This is a genomic window from Vibrio profundum (assembly GCF_050337555.1).
Taxonomy (GTDB): Bacteria; Pseudomonadota; Gammaproteobacteria; order Enterobacterales; family Vibrionaceae; genus Vibrio; species Vibrio profundum.
Genome location: NZ_JAKJTA010000010.1, coordinates 151,469 through 172,822, shown reverse-complemented (window position 1 = coordinate 172,822; position 21,354 = coordinate 151,469). Strand labels below are relative to the sequence as shown.

At 45.9% G+C, this 21,354-nt stretch carries 19 protein-coding genes; 3 read left to right on the top strand and 16 right to left on the bottom strand.

The window, feature by feature from the left end; genetic code table 11:
• Positions 1-399: 399 nt before the first annotated feature.
• From L4C34_RS11525 to yceD, 13 genes are all read right to left on the bottom strand, one after another.
• On the bottom strand, positions 400-1,179 hold the full coding sequence (locus L4C34_RS11525) for a TatD family hydrolase (protein ID WP_428789481.1): 780 nt from the start codon (positions 1,177-1,179) through the stop codon (positions 400-402).
• Entirely contained in the window at positions 1,170-2,129 is a 960-nt protein-coding gene (locus tag L4C34_RS11520; RefSeq protein WP_428789480.1) for a DNA polymerase III subunit delta' C-terminal domain-containing protein, read from the bottom strand. The genes L4C34_RS11525 and L4C34_RS11520 overlap by 10 nt, the downstream gene beginning before the upstream one ends.
• On the bottom strand, positions 2,126-2,764 hold the full coding sequence (gene tmk, locus L4C34_RS11515) for a dTMP kinase (protein ID WP_428789479.1): 639 nt from the start codon (positions 2,762-2,764) through the stop codon (positions 2,126-2,128). The genes L4C34_RS11520 and tmk overlap by 4 nt, the downstream gene beginning before the upstream one ends.
• Positions 2,764-3,777 carry an endolytic transglycosylase MltG gene (mltG, locus tag L4C34_RS11510; RefSeq protein ID WP_428789478.1) on the bottom strand — a complete coding sequence of 338 codons (1,014 nt, stop codon included), beginning with the start codon at positions 3,775-3,777 and terminating at the stop codon, positions 2,764-2,766. The genes tmk and mltG overlap by 1 nt, the downstream gene beginning before the upstream one ends.
• Positions 3,774-4,577 (bottom strand): aminodeoxychorismate lyase, encoded by an 804-nt coding sequence (gene pabC, locus L4C34_RS11505; RefSeq protein WP_428789477.1) that lies wholly within the window; start codon positions 4,575-4,577, stop codon positions 3,774-3,776. The genes mltG and pabC overlap by 4 nt, the downstream gene beginning before the upstream one ends.
• An 82-nt stretch (positions 4,578-4,659) precedes the next feature.
• Positions 4,660-5,901, bottom strand: coding sequence for a beta-ketoacyl-ACP synthase II (gene fabF / locus L4C34_RS11500; protein WP_428789476.1), 1,242 nt, complete (start codon positions 5,899-5,901; stop codon positions 4,660-4,662).
• A gap of 97 nt (positions 5,902-5,998) precedes the next feature.
• The gene (acpP, locus tag L4C34_RS11495) at positions 5,999-6,232 is read right to left on the bottom strand and encodes an acyl carrier protein (protein ID WP_428789475.1); all 234 of its coding nucleotides are present in this window, start codon (positions 6,230-6,232) and stop codon (positions 5,999-6,001) included.
• A 233-nt stretch (positions 6,233-6,465) separates the two neighbouring features.
• Entirely contained in the window at positions 6,466-7,200 is a 735-nt protein-coding gene (gene fabG, locus L4C34_RS11490) for a 3-oxoacyl-ACP reductase FabG (RefSeq protein ID WP_428789515.1), read from the bottom strand.
• Positions 7,201-7,229: 29 nt separating this feature from the next.
• Positions 7,230-8,156, bottom strand: a complete 927-nt coding sequence (gene fabD / locus L4C34_RS11485; protein WP_428789474.1) for an ACP S-malonyltransferase — start codon at positions 8,154-8,156, stop codon at positions 7,230-7,232.
• 67 nt (positions 8,157-8,223) lie between these two features.
• Positions 8,224-9,174: a beta-ketoacyl-ACP synthase III gene (locus L4C34_RS11480; protein WP_428789473.1), complete on the bottom strand. Its 951-nt coding sequence runs from the start codon at positions 9,172-9,174 to the stop codon at positions 8,224-8,226.
• Positions 9,175-9,183: 9 nt separating this feature from the next.
• Complete coding sequence (plsX, locus tag L4C34_RS11475; protein WP_428789472.1) at positions 9,184-10,230, bottom strand: phosphate acyltransferase PlsX; 1,047 nt, start codon at positions 10,228-10,230, stop codon at positions 9,184-9,186.
• A gap of 12 nt (positions 10,231-10,242) precedes the next feature.
• Positions 10,243-10,413, bottom strand: coding sequence for a 50S ribosomal protein L32 (rpmF, locus tag L4C34_RS11470; RefSeq protein WP_021707869.1), 171 nt, complete (start codon positions 10,411-10,413; stop codon positions 10,243-10,245).
• Positions 10,414-10,445: 32 nt separating this feature from the next.
• Positions 10,446-10,970, bottom strand: coding sequence for a 23S rRNA accumulation protein YceD (gene yceD / locus L4C34_RS11465; protein WP_428789471.1), 525 nt, complete (start codon positions 10,968-10,970; stop codon positions 10,446-10,448).
• 145 nt (positions 10,971-11,115) lie between these two features.
• Between yceD and L4C34_RS11460 the strand changes: the two genes are divergently transcribed.
• Positions 11,116-11,697: a Maf family protein gene (locus L4C34_RS11460; protein WP_428789470.1), complete on the top strand. Its 582-nt coding sequence runs from the start codon at positions 11,116-11,118 to the stop codon at positions 11,695-11,697.
• A 75-nt stretch (positions 11,698-11,772) separates the two neighbouring features.
• On the opposite strand, the gene rluC is transcribed toward L4C34_RS11460, so the two are convergent.
• Positions 11,773-12,726: a 23S rRNA pseudouridine(955/2504/2580) synthase RluC gene (gene rluC, locus L4C34_RS11455; protein WP_428789469.1), complete on the bottom strand. Its 954-nt coding sequence runs from the start codon at positions 12,724-12,726 to the stop codon at positions 11,773-11,775.
• A gap of 510 nt (positions 12,727-13,236) precedes the next feature.
• Positions 13,237-13,365 carry a hypothetical protein gene (locus L4C34_RS11450; RefSeq protein ID WP_428789468.1) on the bottom strand — a complete coding sequence of 43 codons (129 nt, stop codon included), beginning with the start codon at positions 13,363-13,365 and terminating at the stop codon, positions 13,237-13,239.
• 77 nt (positions 13,366-13,442) lie between these two features.
• On the opposite strand from L4C34_RS11450, the gene rne reads away from it, so the two are divergent.
• Entirely contained in the window at positions 13,443-16,463 is a 3,021-nt protein-coding gene (rne, locus tag L4C34_RS11445) for a ribonuclease E (RefSeq protein WP_428789467.1), read from the top strand.
• A 195-nt stretch (positions 16,464-16,658) separates the two neighbouring features.
• Entirely contained in the window at positions 16,659-18,218 is a 1,560-nt protein-coding gene (locus L4C34_RS11440) for a SulP family inorganic anion transporter (RefSeq protein WP_428789466.1), read from the top strand.
• 190 nt (positions 18,219-18,408) lie between these two features.
• On the opposite strand, the gene adhE is transcribed toward L4C34_RS11440, so the two are convergent.
• Entirely contained in the window at positions 18,409-21,126 is a 2,718-nt protein-coding gene (adhE, locus tag L4C34_RS11435) for a bifunctional acetaldehyde-CoA/alcohol dehydrogenase (protein ID WP_428789465.1), read from the bottom strand.
• Between the last annotated feature and the right edge of the window lie 228 nt (positions 21,127-21,354).

Genomic DNA, 21,354 nt, shown 5'->3' with positions numbered 1-21,354 from the left:
TGGACACTATAGGCACACCCCCGCAGCCTTATAACTAGTATCCGATGCGATGCAAATCGCTGTTGCATTATATTTCGCGGCGCTAAATATATCTTGACGTTAATCTAACTTTCTAGCGAGTTACGAAAATTAGTTCCAAAACTAAAGGAAGATCACAATCGACAACTGATCAAAAATAGAACAGAATTTTGTTAATACCCTGTTTATTAACGGATAAATAAGCATCATCATTAATTTCACCCTCCAAATAAAATAAACAGTGTAGTTATTTTATGTAACGAAATTACATTTCGGTAAATTAAGGCTACAAACAGCAACATTTTAACTAAGAATAGATTAAAGGAGACAAAACTGCGATCTACATCACAGACTAAAACACTAAAACAGTCACCTTTACCGTTACGATATTTCTCGTCGTAAAAAAAGATTCTTGAAGTTTTCTGTGGTGGTTTCTGCCACTTCTTTCAGCGACAAGCCTTTAAGCTGTGCAATATATGCGGCAACTTCGACAACATAGGCAGGTTGGTTCTGCTTGCCACGATGTGGGACAGGGGCAAGATATGGTGAATCCGTTTCTATCAGCAAACGCTCTAGAGGTAGCGCTTTGACCACATCTTTGAGCTCTTGTGCTTGTCGGAAAGTCACAATACCTGAAATGGAAATATAGAACCCGAGATCCATCGCCGCTTGGGCAAAGGGGAGGTCTTCCGTAAAACAGTGAATCACACCGCCACACTGCTCCGCTCCATGGTCACTCAAGATCTTTAGGGTGTCTTGGCGAGCATTTCGAGTGTGAATAATCAGGGGCTTATTTAATTCTACGGCCAGCTCAACTTGCTGCTGGAAGCGTAGCTTTTGCAGGTCAGCAGTTTCTGGTTGATAGTGATAATCTAGCCCCGTTTCGCCAATCGCCACCACTTTGGGGTGACGAGCATATTCGTGCAACGTATCTAACGCAAAGTCACTTTCCACATCTAAAGGGTGCACACCACAAGAAGCGTGGATTTCATCAAAAGGCGTAATCATTTCAATCATATTGGGAAACGAATCAAGCGTTACCCCTACTGACAAAAATTCAGTGACATTCGCTTGTTTCGCTTTATTAACCGCGTCTTCTAGACCAGTATGTACGTCATCGTAATCAAGTTTATCTAGGTGGCAATGTGAATCTACGAACATGTTTCCTCTTTACACTTAATGAGCCAATCGGCAATTAATAATTCGCTATTTAAGCCAGCATGGCTGCTAAGCTCCTGCATAAGAGCCCCCAGCGATTTGGTCATGGCATAGAGAGCGTCATAACTAACACTGCCAGATAAGGCCTGACAACTCGGTGTGAAGTGTGTTTCATTCAGACCAAAATGCACCTTCTGTGCATCACTGAGTAAGTACCATAACCAAGTTAAAGACATCTCTTGAGCTGCGAGTTGCTTCGCCAAAGCTTGCCACATCCCTTGGCTATTAATATATGCTAAAAATCCGTGTTCAACCTGCTGATACTCTGCCACTCCTCCTTGCTGAACAAACTGTAAAGCCTTCAAAGGCGCACCACCATTGATATGCATCGCATATAAAGGACAGCTTTTTTCTGCTTGCTCAAGTAACCAAGCGGCCGACTCACTCGGCAAAGGCGTACTGATTCGCCACTGCTGAGACCGGCTTAAAATTGTCGGCAGTATTTTGTTTACTTCATTAGCGGCCAAAAGAAAGAAACAATCGGGTGAGGCACTCTCGAGCGTTTTTAACAAGGCATTGGATGCAGATTCATTCATTTGTTGCGCGGACTCAATCACAATAAGTCGGCGGCGCGACAACTGAGAAGACTCTTGAGCGAGTTGGTTACAACGACGGATCTTATCGACAGTAATCGACTTCCCTTGCTTTTCAGGCGCAATAACATGGAAGTCGGGGTGATTACCTGAAGCCATCAAGTCACAGCTATGGCAGAAGCCACAAGCCTGATCATCATAGTTGATACACATTAAAGCGCTTGAAAGCTCCTTAACCAACTCTTCAGCGCCTAAGCCCTCTTGAGCAGATAGCAGCGTCACATTCGCAAACCGATCGTTGCGAAGACTCGCTTGCCAGTGTTGCCATGTGTCTACCAGCCAAGGGTACAAGTTGCTCATCGGCCTTGCTCATCTAACCAATGTTGTAATTGTTGCCGAATATCCTGAGCCACTTGGTCAATGGGTTGGCTCGCATTGATGATAACCACATTGTCATCGGCATGCGCCAACTGCAAATAGCGTGCTCGGGTGCGTTGAAAGAAAGACAAATCCATTTTCTCAATTCTATCCAACTCCCCTCGCCCACGCGCACGCTCTAGGCCAATTTTAGGGTCGATATCTAAATACAAGGTAAGGTCTGGGGTAAAACCTGCCAAGGTCGTATCACGTAGTGAGGTCATGATCTCCGTTGAGATCTGTCGACCTCCCCCCTGATATGCCTGTGATGACATGTCATGACGATCTCCCACAACCCACACGCCACGCTCAAGCGATGGCTTAATAACCGTCTCCACTAACTGAACGCGTGCAGCATACATGAGAAGTAACTCTGTCATATCCTGCAACTCTTCTCCAGCATGCTCTTCCTTGACGAGACTGCGCATTTTTTCGGCCAATGGCGTTCCACCAGGCTCACGAGTTGTTTCGATTTCGCCAACACCTCGCTCAGTCAACACTTGAACTAAGGTGCTTAACGCAGTGCTCTTACCTGCGCCTTCTAGCCCCTCGATAACAATAAATTTGGCTTCACTCATCAATTACTTCTCAATCTTCTTAAGTAGGCCCTAACGGCAATATTGTGATTTTTTAACGTTTTAGAGAATACGTGTCCGCCAGTACCACTGGCTACAAAATAGTAATATGGGCTATGCCCTGGGTGCAGTGCAGCCTTAATCGAGGCCATTCCTGGCATCGCAATCGGCGTTGGTGGCAAGCCGTAGATCACATAGGTATTATATGGCGTGGGAGTACGAAGATCTTTTTTGGTGATCTGACCATGATAGCGTTTACCCATCCCATAAATGACCGTTGGATCGGTTTGTAACCGCATGTGTTTGTTCAAACGATTAACGAACACAGAGGCGATGGTGATACGTTCAGATTCAATCGAAGTCTCTTTTTCAATAATAGACGCCAAGATAAGCGCGCTATATGGCGTCCTCAGTGGCAGTTTCGTCTGCCTTTTGTCCCACAAGCTGTCAAGTTGGCCAAATAACTTCCGATGTGCTCGGCGAAGAATTTCTAAATCCGTCGTTCCAGCCGTGTAATGGTAGGTTTCGGGCAAAAATAACCCTTCCAGCTGATGGCGTTCAATTCCTAACTTGCTAGCAATTTCAGCTTGTGACAAACCACTTAGAGTATGGGTAATAAAAGGTGCTTGAGCTAACTCGTGCCGCCATTCGCTAAAGCGACTACCTTCAACAAAAGTGATAGAGAACTGGTGTTCCTTACCCGACACTATTTGCTGCAGAATCGTAACTAAAGGCGTATTGGGCATAAAATCATACGTGCCCGCTTTAATGCGAGTGAGTTCAGGGTGAAAGCGCCCAACCAATCGAGCAAAACTGCTCTTATCTAGCCATGTGCGGCTGGTTAAATCCTGTAAGATCCCTCGCAGCGTGGTGCCATTGTCTACCGTGACAATTTGTGGCGATTGAATTTGCAACGACTGGTGCAGATATTGGTCAACTTGATAGTCCGCATACCAAAACGAACCACTCGAAATCACAACCAAAGCCAATAAGGTAATAGCAATTTTCTTTATCACGACGTGATATTCTCCTGAAGAAGTCGGGTGATCGGCCCGATAGAAAAATGATGATCTTGAATTTGTATGACAGGGGCCAGTTGCAATAATGAATTGGTCATGAAAATCTCATCGGCGCTTTCTACAGCCGATAGCGGAAATGCGCCGATTTCCATACGTAACCCTTGCTGACTGGCCTGCTCGAGCACAACACGTCTCATCACGCCAGCAACACCGGACAAGTTAAGATCTGGGGTATAAAGTGTCGTGCCCTTAACCCAAAATAAATTGGCGGCTGTCGTTTCTACCACGTTATGGTTGAGATCCAGTACCAATCCATCGGAATAATCGGTCTTTTCCATTTCTGCTTTAAGCAACACCTGCTCCAAGCGGTTATTATGTTTGTGACCTGCGAGCATAGGATTTAAGCCAAGCTTTTGCTCACAAAGTCCAAGGCACACCCCGGTATCCATCCATTGCGTATAATGTTTAGGGTAAGCGAAACGACTGATCGTCACCTTAGGTGTAACGCATTCTGGGCGGCCATAACCTCTTCCTCCGACACCTGCGCTAACGTGCAGCTTCAACCCAGCTTGTGGGCTAGTATCGCACGCCGATGTTAACCAAGACTGTACTTGGCTCCAATCTGGCTTAGGCAGACCTAATGTGACTAACGCCTGTTCCATGCGCTCTCGATGCAACGCCCAGTGTTGTATATGACCGTATCGAGTAAGCATTGTGGTAAAGCAGCCATCGCCATATTGAAAAGATCGATCCGCCACTGCAATGGTATCGGTTAACTTACCATCGACCCAATACATATTATCCTCCTAATAAAAAAACGGCTCAATGCAAAAAGCACCAAGCCGTTCAATATACGCTCATGAGATAGCGCTATGCTTTTTAAATCTTTTTAAAGATCAAACAGCCGTTCGTACCACCGAAACCAAATGAGTTACAGGCTGCGTACTCCATGTTCACTTCACGCTTAACGTGAGGAACTAGGTCAACCCCTAAATCTTCTTCTGGATCGTCTAGGTTAATCGTTGGCGGCACTACTTGATCCATCAGCGACATAATCGTGATAATAGCTTCTACCGAACCAGCCGCACCCAATAGGTGACCAATCATAGATTTAGTTGAAGAAACTAAGACTTGCTTTGAGCCTTCTTCACCGAGTGCACGCTTGATGCCCTTAACCTCAGCAACGTCTCCTGCTGGAGTTGAAGTACCGTGGGCATTCACATAACCGATTTTCTCACCCGTTATGCCTGCATCACGCATCGCCGCTTCCATCGCTAGAGCACCACCAGAGCCATCTTCGCTTGGTGACGTCATGTGGTGAGCATCACCAGACATGCCGAAACCAACAAGCTCACAATAGATCTTCGCGCCACGAGCTTTTGCATGTTCATATTCTTCAAGAACGACCATACCAGCACCATCACCAAGAACAAAACCATCACGGCCTTTATCCCATGGACGAGAGGCTTTCTGCGGTTCATCGTTACGAGTAGACAGGGCTTTAGCAGCACCAAAACCAGCAATACCAAGCGGAGTGGATGCTTTCTCAGAACCACCGGCGAGCATTGCGTCGGCGTCGCCATAAGCGATCATACGCGCAGCGTGACCAATGTTATGCAGACCCGTCGTACACGCCGTTGAAATTGCGATATTCGGACCGCGTAATCCACACATGATAGACAAGTGACCTGCAACCATGTTGACAATCGTTGATGGAACAAAGAAAGGACTAACCTTACGTGGTCCCTTTTCAACTAAAGCTTGATGGCCTTTTTCAATTAGGTCAATACCACCGATACCAGAGCCAATAGCCACACCCATTCGTGGAGCGTTCTCTTCAGTGATTTCAATGCCTGAATGCTTAATTGCTTGGATGCCTGCTGCAACGCCGTACTGGATGAACAAGTCCATCTTACGGGCGTCTTTCTTTGACATATACTCTTCGCAGTTAAAGTCTTTAACAAGACCTGCAAAACGAGTTGTGAAATTAGATGTATCAAAGTGTTCGATATTAACGATACCACTTTGACCTTCAAGCAGGGCTTTCCAAGAGGATTCTACAGTGTTGCCGACCGGTGACAACATTCCCATGCCAGTAACAACAACACGACGCTTGGACACGATATTATTCTCCGGAATTAATAGGTTGGTTCTATGAAGAAGGTGATTAAAAAGATTTAGAAAACACAGGCGGCTAGAAAGCCGCCTGGGAGAGGCATTACTGAGCGCTGTTTACGTAATCGATAGCAGCTTGAACAGTAGTGATCTTTTCAGCTTCTTCATCTGGAATCTCAGTGTCGAACTCTTCTTCTAGAGCCATAACTAGTTCTACAGTATCTAGAGAATCAGCACCTAGATCATCAACGAAAGAAGCTTCGTTCTTAACTTCTGCTTCGTCTACACCTAGTTGTTCAACAATGATTTTTCTTACGCGTTCTTCGATCTTGCTCATTTTTCTTTTCCTTTACAGATGTCGCCTAATGCGATGGTCCCGTAGTTTATTCAAACTATTGAAAGTTGCAAGGGGGTCCTTGCTGGTCAAACCACGAATGTCGCGATTTTAACCGAAAATTGCTATATTTTCACCGAAACCATGCACAATTATTGCGTGAATTAGCCAAAAGTCTAATATTTTATTGGATAAGTTTATTTTAATTTCTCATCCAACCGGTCAAACCCGACCTATTAAACCATATACATGCCGCCGTTAACATGTAAAGTTTCACCTGTGATGTAAGCTGCTTCAGGGGACGCCAAAAATGCGACGGCTGAAGCAATTTCACGTGGATCACCTAAACGGCCAGCTGGGACTTGCGATAAAGTCGCCGCTTTTTGCTCGTCAGTCAGTGCTTTAGTCATGTCGGTTTCGATGAAACCTGGTGCTACGGTGTTAACCGTCACACCACGTGAAGCAACCTCACGAGCCATCGATTTGGTGAAACCAATCACACCCGCTTTCGCCGCTGCGTAGTTAGCTTGACCTGCGTTACCCATGGTACCAACCACAGAACCCACATTGATAATGCGGCCATTACGCTTTTTCATCATGCCACGTAGCACTGCTTTAGATAGGCGGAAGATAGACGTCAGATTAGTGTCCATGATGTCTGTCCACTCATCGTCTTTCATACGCATTAGTAGGTTGTCGCGAGTGATACCAGCGTTGTTCACTAGGATATCCAAAGCGCCGAAATCGCTATTGATTGTCTTTAATGCAGACTCAATAGACTCCACATCAGTTACATTCAATGCAAGACCACGGCCTTTATCACCAAGGTATTCACTGATTGCGGCTGCGCCATTTTCGCTAGTCGCCGTACCAATAACGGTTGCGCCACGTTCTACGAGAAGTTCAGCGATTGCACGGCCGATACCACGGCTCGCACCTGTTACTAGGGCAATTTTGCCTTCAAGATTCATCATCTATTCGTTCCTATATTCTCAGCGACTTAAGACTTTGCAGCGTCAAGCGATGCAACATCGTTGACAACAGCAGCGCTAAGGGTTTTAACAATACGTTTCGTTAGTCCAGTCAATACTTTACCTGGGCCAAACTCTAGTAGTTTTTCTACGCCTTGCTCGTGCATTAGTTGAACACTTTCCGTCCAACGCACGGGGCTATGCAACTGACGCACTAAAGCACTTTTGATTTTAGCTGGATCGGTTTCCGCTACCACATCGACATTGTTAATCACGGCAATGTTCGGTGCGTTAAACTTAATGTTTTCTAATGCCAATGCCAACTTATCAGCAGCTGGCTGCATCAAAGCACAGTGTGAAGGCACTGAAACTGGTAATGGTAAAGCACGTTTAGCGCCCGCTTCTTTACATAAAGCGCCCGCGCGTTCAACCGCCGCTTTTGAGCCTGCGATAACAACTTGCCCCGGAGAGTTAAAGTTCACCGGAGAGACAACTTCACCTTGAGCGGCTTCTTCGCATGCTTTGGCAATTGCGTCATCCGCAAGACCAATAATTGCGTACATCGCACCAGTACCCACAGGAACGGCTTCTTGCATTAGCTGACCACGTAGCTCAACCAACTTAATTGCTGCTTTGAAGTCAATCACGCCAGAGCAAACCAAGGCTGAATATTCACCCAAGCTGTGGCCCGCTAGGTTTGCAGGCTGCTCTAGGCCTTGCTCTTGCCATACACGCCAGATTGCTACTGAAGAGGTCAATAGCGCTGGTTGAGTGCGGAAAGTTTCGTTTAGCTTTTCTGCTGGCCCTTCTTGAACTAATGCCCAAAGATCATAGCCTAATGCTTCAGACGCTTCAGCAAATGTTTGTTTAACAACATCATATTGCTCGCCAAGCTCTTTCAACATGCCTACGGCTTGAGAGCCTTGACCTGGAAATACAATAGAAAACTTGCTCATTATCAGTTCCTTAAGAAAAGAGAAAAAGGCGGCCTAATCGGCAGCCTATCGCTCTCAACTGTAATAATTAAAATTTAACGAGTACGGAGCCCCACGTGAAACCACCACCAAACGCTTCTAATAGCAACGTTTGGCCTCGTTTAATTCGCCCGTCACGTACGGCTTCATCAAGCGCCGTTGGTACGGTTGCCGCCGAAGTATTGCCATGACGATCAAGGGTAATCACCACCTGATCCATTGGCATGGCAAGCTTTTTCGCGGTTGCGGCAATAATCCGTAGGTTAGCTTGGTGTGGTACCAGCCAATCTAGCTCAGATTTTTCCATATTATTTGCAGCAAGCGTATCTTTCACCAACTTAGACAATTGAGTGACGGCAACTTTAAACACCTCTTTACCCACCATATGTAACCATTTGTCTGGGTTACCACCTCTTTCTGCCATCGGCAAACTTAATAGTTCACCGTAGCGACCGTCAGAGTATATATGGCTTGATAGAATGCCCGGCTCTTCACTGGCGCCGACAACGACGGCACCAGCTGCATCGCCAAACAAGATGATTGTCGAGCGATCGTTTGGATCACAAGTTTTAGACAAAGCATCTGCGCCAATCACTAGCACGTTTTTACACATGCCGGATTTAATGTGCTGATCGGCTACAGATAAGCCGTAAACGAAACCAGTACATGCTGCGGCGATATCAAAGGCTGGGCAACCTTTAATGCCCAACTTGCCTTGAACCTGACAGGCTGACGACGGAAAGGCATGACTGCCGCTGGTCGTCGCAACGATAATCAAGTCAATATCTTGTTTATCAATGCCCGCCATTTCAATTGCATTACGCGCGGCATGGTACGCCATATCGGCGACCGTTTCGTTGTCTGCAGAGATTCGACGTTCTTTAATACCTGTGCGAGCCACAATCCACTCATCACTTGTCTCTACCATTTTCTCTAAGTCTGCGTTAGAACGCACCTGAGATGGCAAGTAGCTGCCAGTACCTAATATTTTGCTAAACATGAAGACTAATTAATGCCTCTCGAGTAAAACTGCTTCCAAACGATCGCTGATGCGGCTGGGTACTTGTCGTTTGACCTCGTGTACTGCTTCTTCTATCGCATTAACGACGGCAGATACGTCTGCGCTTCCATGACTTTTTATGACAATTCCGCGCAATCCTAACAAACTTGCACCATTATACTGGTCGGGGTTCAGTGATTTTAATCCCATAAGTAAACTTGGGAATAGTTTTCTTATGATCCAACCCTTTATAGATGAGGACATCATAAACTTTGTCAGCTTATCTATAAAAAACTGGGCTGTTCCCTCGCAAACTTTCAAACAGGTATTGCCTGTGAACCCATCACACACTATCACATCTGCTGTGCCTGCGAATATTTTGTTGCCCTCTATATAGCCAACATAGTTCACATATTGGCTGTTCGACAACAACTGAGCACACCCTTTAATCGCATCATTGCCCTTAATATCTTCTTCGCCGATATTAAGTAACGCGACTCGTGCTGGGCGTTGTAAGTGTTGCTCAGCCAGTGCGCTGCCCATGACTGCAAACTGAAATAGCGCTTGCTCGTCACATTGGACATTGGCACCAAGATCCAGCATCCAAGTATGGTTTCCCTCGCTAGTTGGAATAGCAGAAACCAGTGCTGGACGTACTATCCCAGGCAAAGACTTCAAGTGATAACGAGACAAAGCCATCAAAGCGCCGGTATTACCACCGCTCACGACTGCGCCAGCCTCACCGTTCGCAACACAATCAATTGCTATTCCCATGGAACTTCCGGCACTTTGTCTTAGCGCTAATGAAGGTTTCAAAGAATTCGAGATACAGCTGTCGCTGTGTTTGATAACGAGGCGGGAACCAAATTGGGATTGCAAATACGCAGGCGAGCCGTAACCAATATTGGACAGCTGGGATGCGATCTGCGATTGATCGCCAACGAGTATCACTGTTAGCTCTGGGAAATGCAACAATGCCTGCACAACGGCAGGCACTGTAACGCGAGGACCGAAATCCCCGCCCATTGCATCAAGTGCAACGGTTATATCTTGCAAAGATTATCAGCCTTACTTGTTGATAACCTTGTTGCCACGGTAGTAACCTTCTGCAGTTACGTTGTGGCGTAGGTGAGTTTCACCTGAAGTCGCGTCTACAGACAAAGCTGCTGTAGTTAGAGCATCGTGTGAACGACGCATGCCACGCTTAGAACGAGTCTTACGGTTTTTTTGTACGGCCATGGACCCTACTCCTGAGTTGATTACTTAAAGAATTACTTCTTCAAGTTTTTTAAAACATCGAATGGATTCGGTTTCTTTTCCTCAATTTCTTCAGGAAGTTCGCCAAACACCATATTGTCTGAATCAACGCTACAATCCGCTACATCATGCATTGCCACTTGGGGTAAATTCAAGATGAACTCATCTTCAACCAACTCAATAAGGTCGATTTCACCGTACTCGTTCGGATCTACCAAATCGTACTCTTCCGGTGCTTCTAGTTCACTTTTCTCCCCATAGTTGGGGGTGTAAGTGAATGAGACTTCACACTGATGTGCGAAAACCTTATTACAGCGTTGGCATTCCAATTCGACTTCGATGTTAGCTTTACCAGAGATAACAGCGAGCCGTTGCTCATCCAACCCAAATGATATTGACACTTTAGCGTCGCGTTTTACGCCTTCGACTGAAACCTGTAAGCGCTTAAAAAGACTAGCCTGAATTATACCTTCATAATCCAATCTTTTTTGAGCAGCTTTAGCGGGATCAACCGTTCGCGGTATTTTTAACTTTTGCATAGGGCGCGAATGTTATCCGCCTCAGTACATTTAGTCAAAGGAAAAGGTAAAAAACTTGAAGTTTTTTTCGTTTAGACAGAAAGCGTTGCCTTGATTAAATCCTGTCCATTATCATAGTATATTCGCTTATAAAATATTGAACGTTATGAATCCTTACTCCATTGTATTAGCTTCTACTTCTCCTTTCCGCCAACAATTGCTCGCCAAGCTGGAGATTCCCTTTACCGTCGCCTCACCTAACTGCGATGAAACCCCAATGGAGAATGAGACACCAGATCAGCTAGTCGAGAGGCTGGCATTAGAGAAAGCGGCATCCTGTCCCCTATCACGGCCTAGCCTAGTCATTGGCAGTGACCAAGTATGTGTGATTGACGGTAACATTGTCGGTAAGCCACTCACGCGCGAGAATGCCATTCGCCAGTTACAACAACAAAGCGGCAAGGCGATCACCTTTTATACTGGCCTCGCGGTATACAACTCGGATTCAAAGCAAAGCGATGTGATCATCGACACCGTCGTGGTGCACTTTAGAACCTTGTCTCGCTCTGCGATAGAAAATTACATCGACAAAGAACAACCACTTTACTGCGCAGGCAGCTTCAAGTGTGAAGGTTTAGGAATTGCGCTATTTGATAGGATAGAAAGCAGCGACCCTAACAGCTTAATCGGTTTGCCATTAATAAGGCTGGTTGATTTACTGCATAAGCACGGTGTTGAGGTGCTCTAGGGTCGTGTTGAAGGTAGAGTTTGATGGTAAGCTTACGTTGCAAACTAGACTTTTTGCAAACTAGGCTTTTGCAAACTAGGTTTTTTGTTCGGACCTCAGCAATTGCAGTGCTCGCTCAAGTTGCGGATCCATTGGCGCATTAATTTCCTGCCATTCCTCGTTAGCTGGATGGACAAATCGAATATTTGCTGCGTGCAGGAACAACCTTTTTAGTCCTAACTTACCAGTAAAGGCATCAAAGCGCGCATCGCCATAACGGTCATCCCATGCAATAGGATGGCCTGTGTATTGGCAGTGAACGCGGATTTGGTGGGTTCGGCCTGTTATCGGGCTTGCTTGCACCAAAGTCGCATCGTTAAACGCTTCCATAATTTTAAAACGGGTTTCCGATGGCTTCCCATCTGCATTCACACGCACGATACTGTTTACTTCGTTTTTCTTGAGGGGGGCGTTGACAGCTTTGCAACTGCGCTTCCACTTTCCCATCACTAAAGCAAAGTAAAACTTCTTCACCGTTTTATTGCGAAATTGCGCCTGCAAAAAACGCAAAGCGGAGCGCTTTTTAGCGATCAACAGAATTCCCGACGTATCTCTGTCTATGCGGTGCACTAGCTCCAAGAAGCGAGCTTCTGGCCGAAGAGCTCTCAAAGCTTCAATGGCACCAAATTTCAGTCCACTTCCACCATGTACCGCTATACCCGAAGGTTTATTCAGCACTAAGAGGTGATCGTCCTCGAATAAAATATGATGTTCAAGGTTGGCCACTTTATTGAGTTTGGTACTAATTTCTGGCTGTTGTGCCGATTCTTCTAAAGTAACAGGTGGAATACGAATCGTATCGCCAGCTTGTAGCTTATACTCGGCTTTAATACGTTTCTTGTTAACACGAACCTCACCTTTGCGTACAATCCTATAAACTGCACTTTTAGGTAGGCTTTTCAGTTGATTACGCAGAAAATTATCAATGCGCTGCCCAGCCATATCGTCATCAATCTCGATAAACTGAACTTTAGTTCTAATTTCGCTCATTGCGACATTTTATCACTAAAACAAAATGAGTTTGCAATTATTTGCCATCAACTCGGATTTACTCATCGTGAACACTTTTGACTTGGTGCTGACTCCTGCAAAGTAGTGACTCCTGTAAATTGGGGCCAAAAATCTTATCCGTCAAACCGACTTGATCTCTGATATTAAAATAACACCACACTAAATGGCTTTGACTGGTGTCACCTTTTAAACAATTTCTGTTACATACATTTCTTCGTTAAAAGGAACGAAAAAGGGGCTCATTGATAACCTTACTGGGACTTTTTGTCCGTTTTTATCTTTTTTTATCTCTCATCTTTTCTTGTGCTTTACGACAAAGCTGATTGCCGTCAAAACGCTGCGCTGCTATAGTTCACTGCTGCAAAGAGTGTTTTTGGTTACCTTTTAAACATTACCTTACATTTTTGCGTAACTCATCGAGTAGACCCTCAGTATTGCTGTGCTGCAAACGGCGTAAGACACATCCAAACTGAGCTTACTTGTTTACCTCTACTCGTCGTCTTTATGTTGAGTAATTTCCGCCACATAGCGGCTCACAGGCGTTTGTTTCTGCTTGTGAGACTGATGTGCCCACAGAGCATCCCTTATCCAGCCGCGAGGCTGCATCGCTATAGCCATGGGATCTGGCACCATAAAAGACGAGACTAGGTAACAAGACATATAAATTAGACAATGAAAATATTACGAGAATTCTAATGAAGAGAATGTTAATTAACGCAACTCAAAAAGAAGAGTTGCGTGTGGCTTTGGTTGATGGCCAAAAACTATTTGACCTTGATATCGAAAGCCCTGGACACGAATCCAAGAAAGCCAATATTTATAAAGGGCGCATTACCCGCATAGAACCAAGCCTAGAAGCCGCTTTTGTTGATTACGGTGCTGACAGACATGGTTTCCTTCCTCTAAAAGAAATTGCCCGCGAATACTTCCCTCAAGGTTACACTTATCAAGGCCGTCCAAGCATCAAAGAAGTGCTATCAGAAGGTCAAGAAGTAATTGTACAAGTTGAAAAAGAAGAACGCGGCAGCAAAGGCGCTGCTTTAACAACGTTTATCTCGTTAGCGGGAAGTTATTTGGTACTGATGCCAAACAACCCTCGTGCTGGCGGCATTTCGCGCCGTATCGAAGGTGAAGAACGTACTCAACTTAAAGCTGCACTAAGCACACTTGAGCTGCCACAAGGTATGGGACTTATCGTCCGCACCGCGGGTGTTGGTAAAAGTGCTGAAGAGCTAGAGTGGGATTTAAACGTTCTATTGAACCATTGGGGAGCGATCAAACAAGCGTCTGATTCCAACAATGCACCTTTCCTAATTCACCAAGAAAGTAATGTTATTGTTCGCGCAATTCGTGATTACTTGCGCCGTGATATCGGTGAAATCCTGATTGACAGCAATACCATTTACGAACGTGCATTAGAACACATCCGTTTGGTTCGCCCTGATTTTGTTAGTCGGGTGAAGAAATACACGGGTGAAGTGCCACTGTTTAGCCACTACCAAATCGAAAGCCAAATCGAGTCCGCTTTCCAACGCGAAGTGCGCTTACCATCTGGTGGTTCAATTGTTATTGACCCAACCGAAGCCTTAACGTCTATTGATATCAACTCTGCTAGAGCGACAAAAGGCAGTGACATTGAAGAAACGGCGTTAAATACTAACCTTGAAGCCGCCGAAGAAATCGCTCGTCAGCTACGTCTTCGCGACTTAGGTGGTCTAGTCGTTATCGACTTTATCGATATGACTCCAATTCGCCACCAAAGAGAAGTAGAAAACAAACTGAAAGATTCAGTTCGTTTAGATCGAGCTCGCGTACAAATCGGTCGAATTTCACGCTTTGGCCTTTTAGAAATGTCTCGCCAGCGACTCAGCCCATCATTAGCCGAAGCAAGCCACCATATTTGCCCACGCTGTACGGGTACTGGTGTTGTTCGTGACAATGAGTCTCTTGCCCTATCTGTTCTTCGCCTAATAGAAGAAGAGGCCCTGAAAGACAATACTGCGCAAGTGTTGGCTGTCGTTCCTGTGCCTATCGCTTCTTACCTTCTCAACGAAAAACGCCGTTCAGTTAACCATATCGAACGCAGTCAAGACGTTAAAATCACGATTGTTCCAAACTCTGATATGGAAACTCCGCATTTCGAAGTTATCCGTGTTCGAGAAGGTGAAGAGTTCGACCTTCTTTCATACCTAGTTCCACGTAAGCTGGAGTCGCTAAAAGAAGCGGAAGGTAAAGAAATTGTCGAGCCTGAAATAAAAGCGAAGAAAATCGAAGAGCCTGCACTCCAAGGTTTTGCCTCACCTGCTCAGTCAGCACCAAAGCCTGCGCCAGTAGTCAAAGCCCCTGAAGTGGCCGCTGTAAATGTACCCACTGCAAAACCAGGTCTATTCAGCCGCTTATTTAAAGCTCTAGGCACATTGTTTTTCGGTGAAAGCCAAGCAGAAGTTGAAGTAAAACCTGAAGAAATCAAACCTACAGAAAAACCTAAGCAGGCTCGCTCTTCAAACAACCGTCCACGCCGCAATAACCGTAACGATCGTAATGACCGTGACCGCAACGACCGCAACGACCAACGTCGTCGCAATGCTGGACAAGACGGTAACAACAAAGACAAGAACCAAGAACGCAAACACGCTAATCGCGATGATCGCGATGATCGCGGCACACAAAACCAAAACAACACTGCGGACAAGATTAACAAGCCGCAAAATCGTAAGCCGAAAAACGACCGTCGTAACAAGCGAGATGACGTAAAAACCACCAAATTGGCGGAAGAAGGTCTGCAACTCGCGGCTGACGCACAAGTTGATCAAGGTAACGTCGACCAAGGTAATGTCGATAACCGCAATCAAGCGCCAGAAGTGAAAACTGCAAAAGTCAAAGAACGTCGCCAGCGTCGTCAATTGACGAAGCAAATTCGAGTTCAAGATGCCTCCATCGAAAATAAGCCGACTGAAGCTAAACCACAGCATGTCGAAGCTATGACCGAGCAAGTGGAAGCTGCTCCTCAAGCTGATACAGAAAACACAGCTGTTGAGTCTAAGTCAGACGACAATAAGCAACGTCGTAACCGTCGCTCACCTCGTCATTTGCGTGCAAATGGTCAACGCCGTCGTCGCGGACGCGATCGTCGCCCTAACCCGTTCCGTCTACGTAAAGGCGGTGTTGCCTCTCCTGAGATGGCAATGGGTAAAGTAATGCCAAGCTACGGCATTACCAAACCAACCGACAAACCAGTAGATAAGCCGGCACCTCAAGCTGATACAACTGCTGAGATCGCATTACCTGCCACTAGTGTTACAATCCCTGAAATGGCAACAGACAAGGTCATCGCTCCTTCGACTCAGCCAGCTGAAGTGGCTGCTGAGAAGAAAGTTGAAGCCGTGCAGCCTGTAACCGTTGAGCAGCCTCAACAAAAAGCACAACCCGCTCCTGTAGCGCAGGCCAATACTCAGCAGCAGGAAGATAAATCAGAAACACCACAACCTGAACCGGAAACTAAAACACCGGATGAAGTTGAAGTATCTGAAATCGTGATTGCAGTACAAGCTCACGCGTCTTCACCAATGGCAAAAGCACCTGGACCTCAAGAGATAAAAGAAATCCAAGTCGTTGCGGCGCCGTTTAAAGCTCAACGTTATAGCGCGAAAGGCGCTGGCAGCCAAGTGGCACGCAGTCAGGCAGGCTCTGATATGGCATCGCCACCTTCGTTGTAACCCCACCATTTAGCTACCATTTAAAAGGGTCACTCTCAGCAGTGACCCTTTTGTTCTATAGTTATAAAACTAATTTTAGTTGTAACACTTATTTTTGTATCTAGGCTGCACGATGAGCCCGTTGCTTGCATTAGCACTTGGGGAAATAGCTAGTTGCTGCCTTAATCATTTAAATTTTAGGTAAGACTCCATCACATGTTCGAATTTTCACAATTTTCACGGCAATCAATAAAAAATGATGTTCTGTCCGGCCTCACGGTAGCGCTGGCGTTAGTTCCAGAAGCGGTAGCATTTGCTTTTGTCGCCGGTGTAGACCCTATGGTGGGCCTATACGCTGCCTTTATCGTAGGCTTTATCACCTCAACTTTTGGTGGCCGCCCAGGCATGATTTCAGGGGCGACGGGCTCTATGGCTGTTGTCATGGTGAGCCTAGTGGCGACTCATGGCGTTCAATACCTCTTTGCCACCATACTGCTGACTGGTATCTTACAGATGGCCGCTGGGGTATTTAAACTCGGTAAGTTTATCCGTATGGTTCCCCATCCGGTTATGATTGGATTCGTTAATGGCTTAGCCATCGTGATTTTCTTGTCACAGCTGAACCTATTTAAAACACCAAACCTCGAAGGCATTGCCACTTGGCTACCTCAGGGTCAAGTCATAATCATGCTTGGCCTCGTTGCATTAACCATGGCCATCATCGTTATCCTGCCCAAAATCACTACCGCGATCCCGTCCTCATTAGCGGCGATCATCACGGTTACCCTCCTCGCGCAAGTCTTTGGTCTAGATACACGTACTGTGGTTGATTTTGTTCGCTCTATGTCGGGAAATCCAGCAGCCACGCTAGCGGGAGATCTACCGACTTTTTCTATACCTTCTGTACCGTTCGACCTGCACACCTTAACCATCATCCTCCCGTACGCCGTCATTCTTGCTGCTGTCGGCCTGATTGAATCCTTACTAACGCTTACCGTTGTCGACGAAATTACCGGCACTCGTGGCAAATCAAACCGAGAGTGTGTGGGTCAAGGCCTTGCCAACGTTACCTGCTCTGTCTTTGGCGCTATGGGTGGCTGTGCAATGATTGGTCAATCCATGATCAACGTGAAATCAGGAGGCCGAGGTCGTCTTTCTGGTATCGTCGCGGCAGGGGCACTACTGTGCTTCATTCTATTCACCTCGAATCTGATTGAAATGATCCCAGTCGCCGCACTCATTGGTGTGATGTTTATGGTTGTCATTGGCACGTTTGAATGGGCAACCTTCAAACTTGCTCGCAGAGTTCCGAAAAAAGATTTTTTCTTAATTGTCTTAGTTACCGCTGTTACTGTCATGACTGACTTAGCGATTGCAGTTGGCGTCGGAGTGGTCGTTTCTGCCCTGATGTTTGCATGGGATCACGCGAAGCACATCAACGCGACAACGAAAATTAATGAAGAAGGTTCGAAAGAATATCTGATCAACGGTCCTATTTTCTTTAGTTCATCGGCTAACTTCCTTGAACTTTTCGACTCAAGCAACGACCCTAGTGATGTCATTATCGACTTTGCCAACTCACGCGTTTCCGACCACTCAGCTATCGAAGCCATTGAAACTTTGGCTGAACGCTATAATGCCCTTGGTAAAACTCTGCATTTACGTCACTTAAGTCAAGACTGCCGAGCGCTACTGCACAAGGCCGGTAGCTTAGTTGAGATAAACGTGAAAGAAGACCCTATCTACAAAGTAGCTACCGATGAGTTAGCTGGCTAAAGCGGTAGAACCTTAATACCGCGAATGATGGCATTGGCCACTGTTCGCCACTAAACGATGACTCTAGAGATACCAATCTAGCCTCAGATATCGCTAGACTCCAGTAAACAATAAGGGCCTCACATGGAGGCCCTTATTAATCTTTATTACTCGATATATTTATTACTCGATATATTTGGTACTCGACTGGTTAAGCTTCCGCTTTTTCCTTCTTCGCTGTGACTGCTGGTTTCTTCCCGACGATCTCCACTGGTTTTTGATCATTTTTTTTCAAAATAACACTCGTTCCAGCGACCGTTTCACCTTCGACATAAGGTCGGCCATAGTATGAAGTCAGAAGTAGCTCTTTCAATTCGCTAATCAATGGATAGCGAGGGTTTGCGCCTGTACATTGGTCATCAAACGCTTCAACAGCTAACTCATCAATTTTGGCTAAAAAGTCTGCTTCTGTTACCCCTGCTGCCTGAATAGACATTGGGATATTCAAGTCTTGTTTTAGCTCATCGAGCCAAGCAAGCAAGTTTTCAATTTTCTTCGCCGTACGATCTTGTGGCTTACATAGCCCTAGATGCTCAGCCACTTCAGCGTAACGGCGACGTGCCTGTGGGCGGTCATATTGTGAGAAAGCGGTCTGTTTCGTTGGATTGTCGTTAGCGTTGTAACGTACCACGTTAGAGATCAGAAGCGCATTGGCAAGGCCATGAGCGATATGGAACTCAGCCCCGATTTTATGCGCCATAGAGTGACACACGCCTAAGAACGCATTGGCGAATGCAATACCCGCTATTGTCGCCGCGTTATGGACCTTCTCACGTGCAATTGGGTCATTGGCACCGTTGGCGTAGCTAGAAGGTAGATACTCTTTAAGCATTTTTAACGCTTGCAGCGCTTGGCCATCTGAATATTCCGTAGCGAGCACAGAGACGTAAGCTTCGAGCGCGTGAGTCACCGCATCATATCCACCAAAAGCGGTGAGTGATTTTGGCATATTCATCACTAAATCAGCATCGACAATGGCCATATTGGGAGTGAGAGCATAATCCGCTAACGGATACTTCGCCCCTGTCTCGTCATCGGTTACAACCGCAAACGGCGTCACCTCAGAACCAGTACCAGACGTAGTGGTGATACACACCAAATCCGCTTTCTCTCCCATTTTAGGAAACTTGTAAATACGTTTACGGATATCCATAAAGCGCATTGCTAACTCAGCAAAGTGCGTTTCTGGGTGCTCGTACATCACCCACATAATTTTCGCCGCATCCATCGGTGAGCCGCCACCAAGCGCTAAGATAACGTCAGGTTGAAAACTCTTCATCGCTTCCGCACCTTTCTCTACCACTGAAAGCGTTGGATCTGCCTCCACATCAAAGAAAGTTTGTACTTCCATGCCTTGCGATTTCAAAATACTGACGACTTCATCGGCATAACCGTTATTAAATAAAAATCGGTCGGTCACGAGAAACGCGCGCTTTTTGCCTTCCAAATCACTCAGCGCGATTGGCAAACTGCCGCGGCGAAAATAAATAGACTGAGGTAGCTTATGCCAAAGCATATTTTCGGCGCGCTTTGCCACTGTCTTCTTATTAATAAGGTGTTTTGGGCCAACGTTCTCTGAAATAGAGTTGCCTCCCCAAGAGCCACAACCTAGCGTTAGCGATGGTGCGACGTTGAAGTTATACAAATCACCAATACCGCCATGAGTGGTGGGAATGTTGATCAAAATACGCGCTGTTTTCATTTTCTCGCCAAAATAGCGAATGCGATCTTTATTCACGTCTTGGTTAGTGTACAGGCCGGACGTATGACCAATACCACCAAACTCTACCATTTTTTCTGCTTGTTCGACGGCATCTTCAAAACTGTCTGCACGGAACATACCGAGAGTTGGAGAGAGCTTTTCATGCGCAAAAGCATCGTCGTAGCTGACTTTCTCTAAACCTTCACCAATCAACACTTTGGTATCACTTGGCACAGATACACCCGCCATTTCAGCAATCGCTGTCGCAGGCTGACCAACAATTTTTGAATTCAATGCACCGTTAATTAAAAGAATCGCGCGAACTTTTTCAGCATCTTTCTCACTCAATACATACGCTTTATGCGAAGCAAAGCGCGCTTTGACCTCGTCATAGACTTCGTTCATAACGATAACGCCTTGCTCAGACGCGCAAACCACACCATTATCAAACGTTTTTGACATTAACACGGATGCCACCGCACGCTTGATATCAGCAGTTTCGTCGATGACAACTGGAACGTTACCCGCACCTACCCCAATCGCAGGCTTGCCTGAAGAATAAGCCGCCTTCACCATACTCGGGCCGCCAGTTGCCAAAATTAAAGCAATACCATCATGTTTCATCAAGGCGTTAGACAGTTCGACAGAAGGCTCATCAATCCAGCCAATAATATCTTTTGGCGCACCAGCTGCGATAGCGGCTTCCAAAACCAATTTCGCTGCATCGTTGGTTGAATGTTTTGCTCTTGGGTGCGGAGAGAAAATAATACCGTTACGTGTTTTTAAAGAGATAAGTGATTTGAAAACAGCGGTTGATGTTGGGTTCGTGGTTGGCACTATGCCGCAGATGACGCCGACAGGCTCAGCAATCGTCATTGTACCCAGACTCTCATTTTCTTCTAATATGCCGCAGGTCTGGTCATCTTTGTACTTATTGTAAATATACTCCGAAGCAAAGTGGTTCTTGATTACTTTGTCTTCAACCACACCCATACCTGTTTCAGCAACGGCTTGCTGCGCTAAAGGAATACGTGCTTGGTTTGCAGCCAGTGATGCTGCCCGGAAAATTTTATCGACTTGCTCTTGCGAGAAGCTAGCAAACTCAACTTGAGCCGCTTTAACACGAGCGACGAGAGTATCTAGTTCCGCCAAATTGGTTACAGGCATAGTCAATCTCCTAAATTATGAAAAATACTTAAAACCTTTACTAAACACGCTATTCGAACTCAAATAACCAGCAACTTAGTAAACGGCCTTAACGTTGTGAAAACAGTACGCCTAAGCTCACGAGAGTTCTTTGATCTAAGTCAACCTTGTCATGCTACTAATTTCTTTACCCCAACCAAATACATCCTACACTTAGTGTATTTGTTGCATATACCTATTCAATTGAGT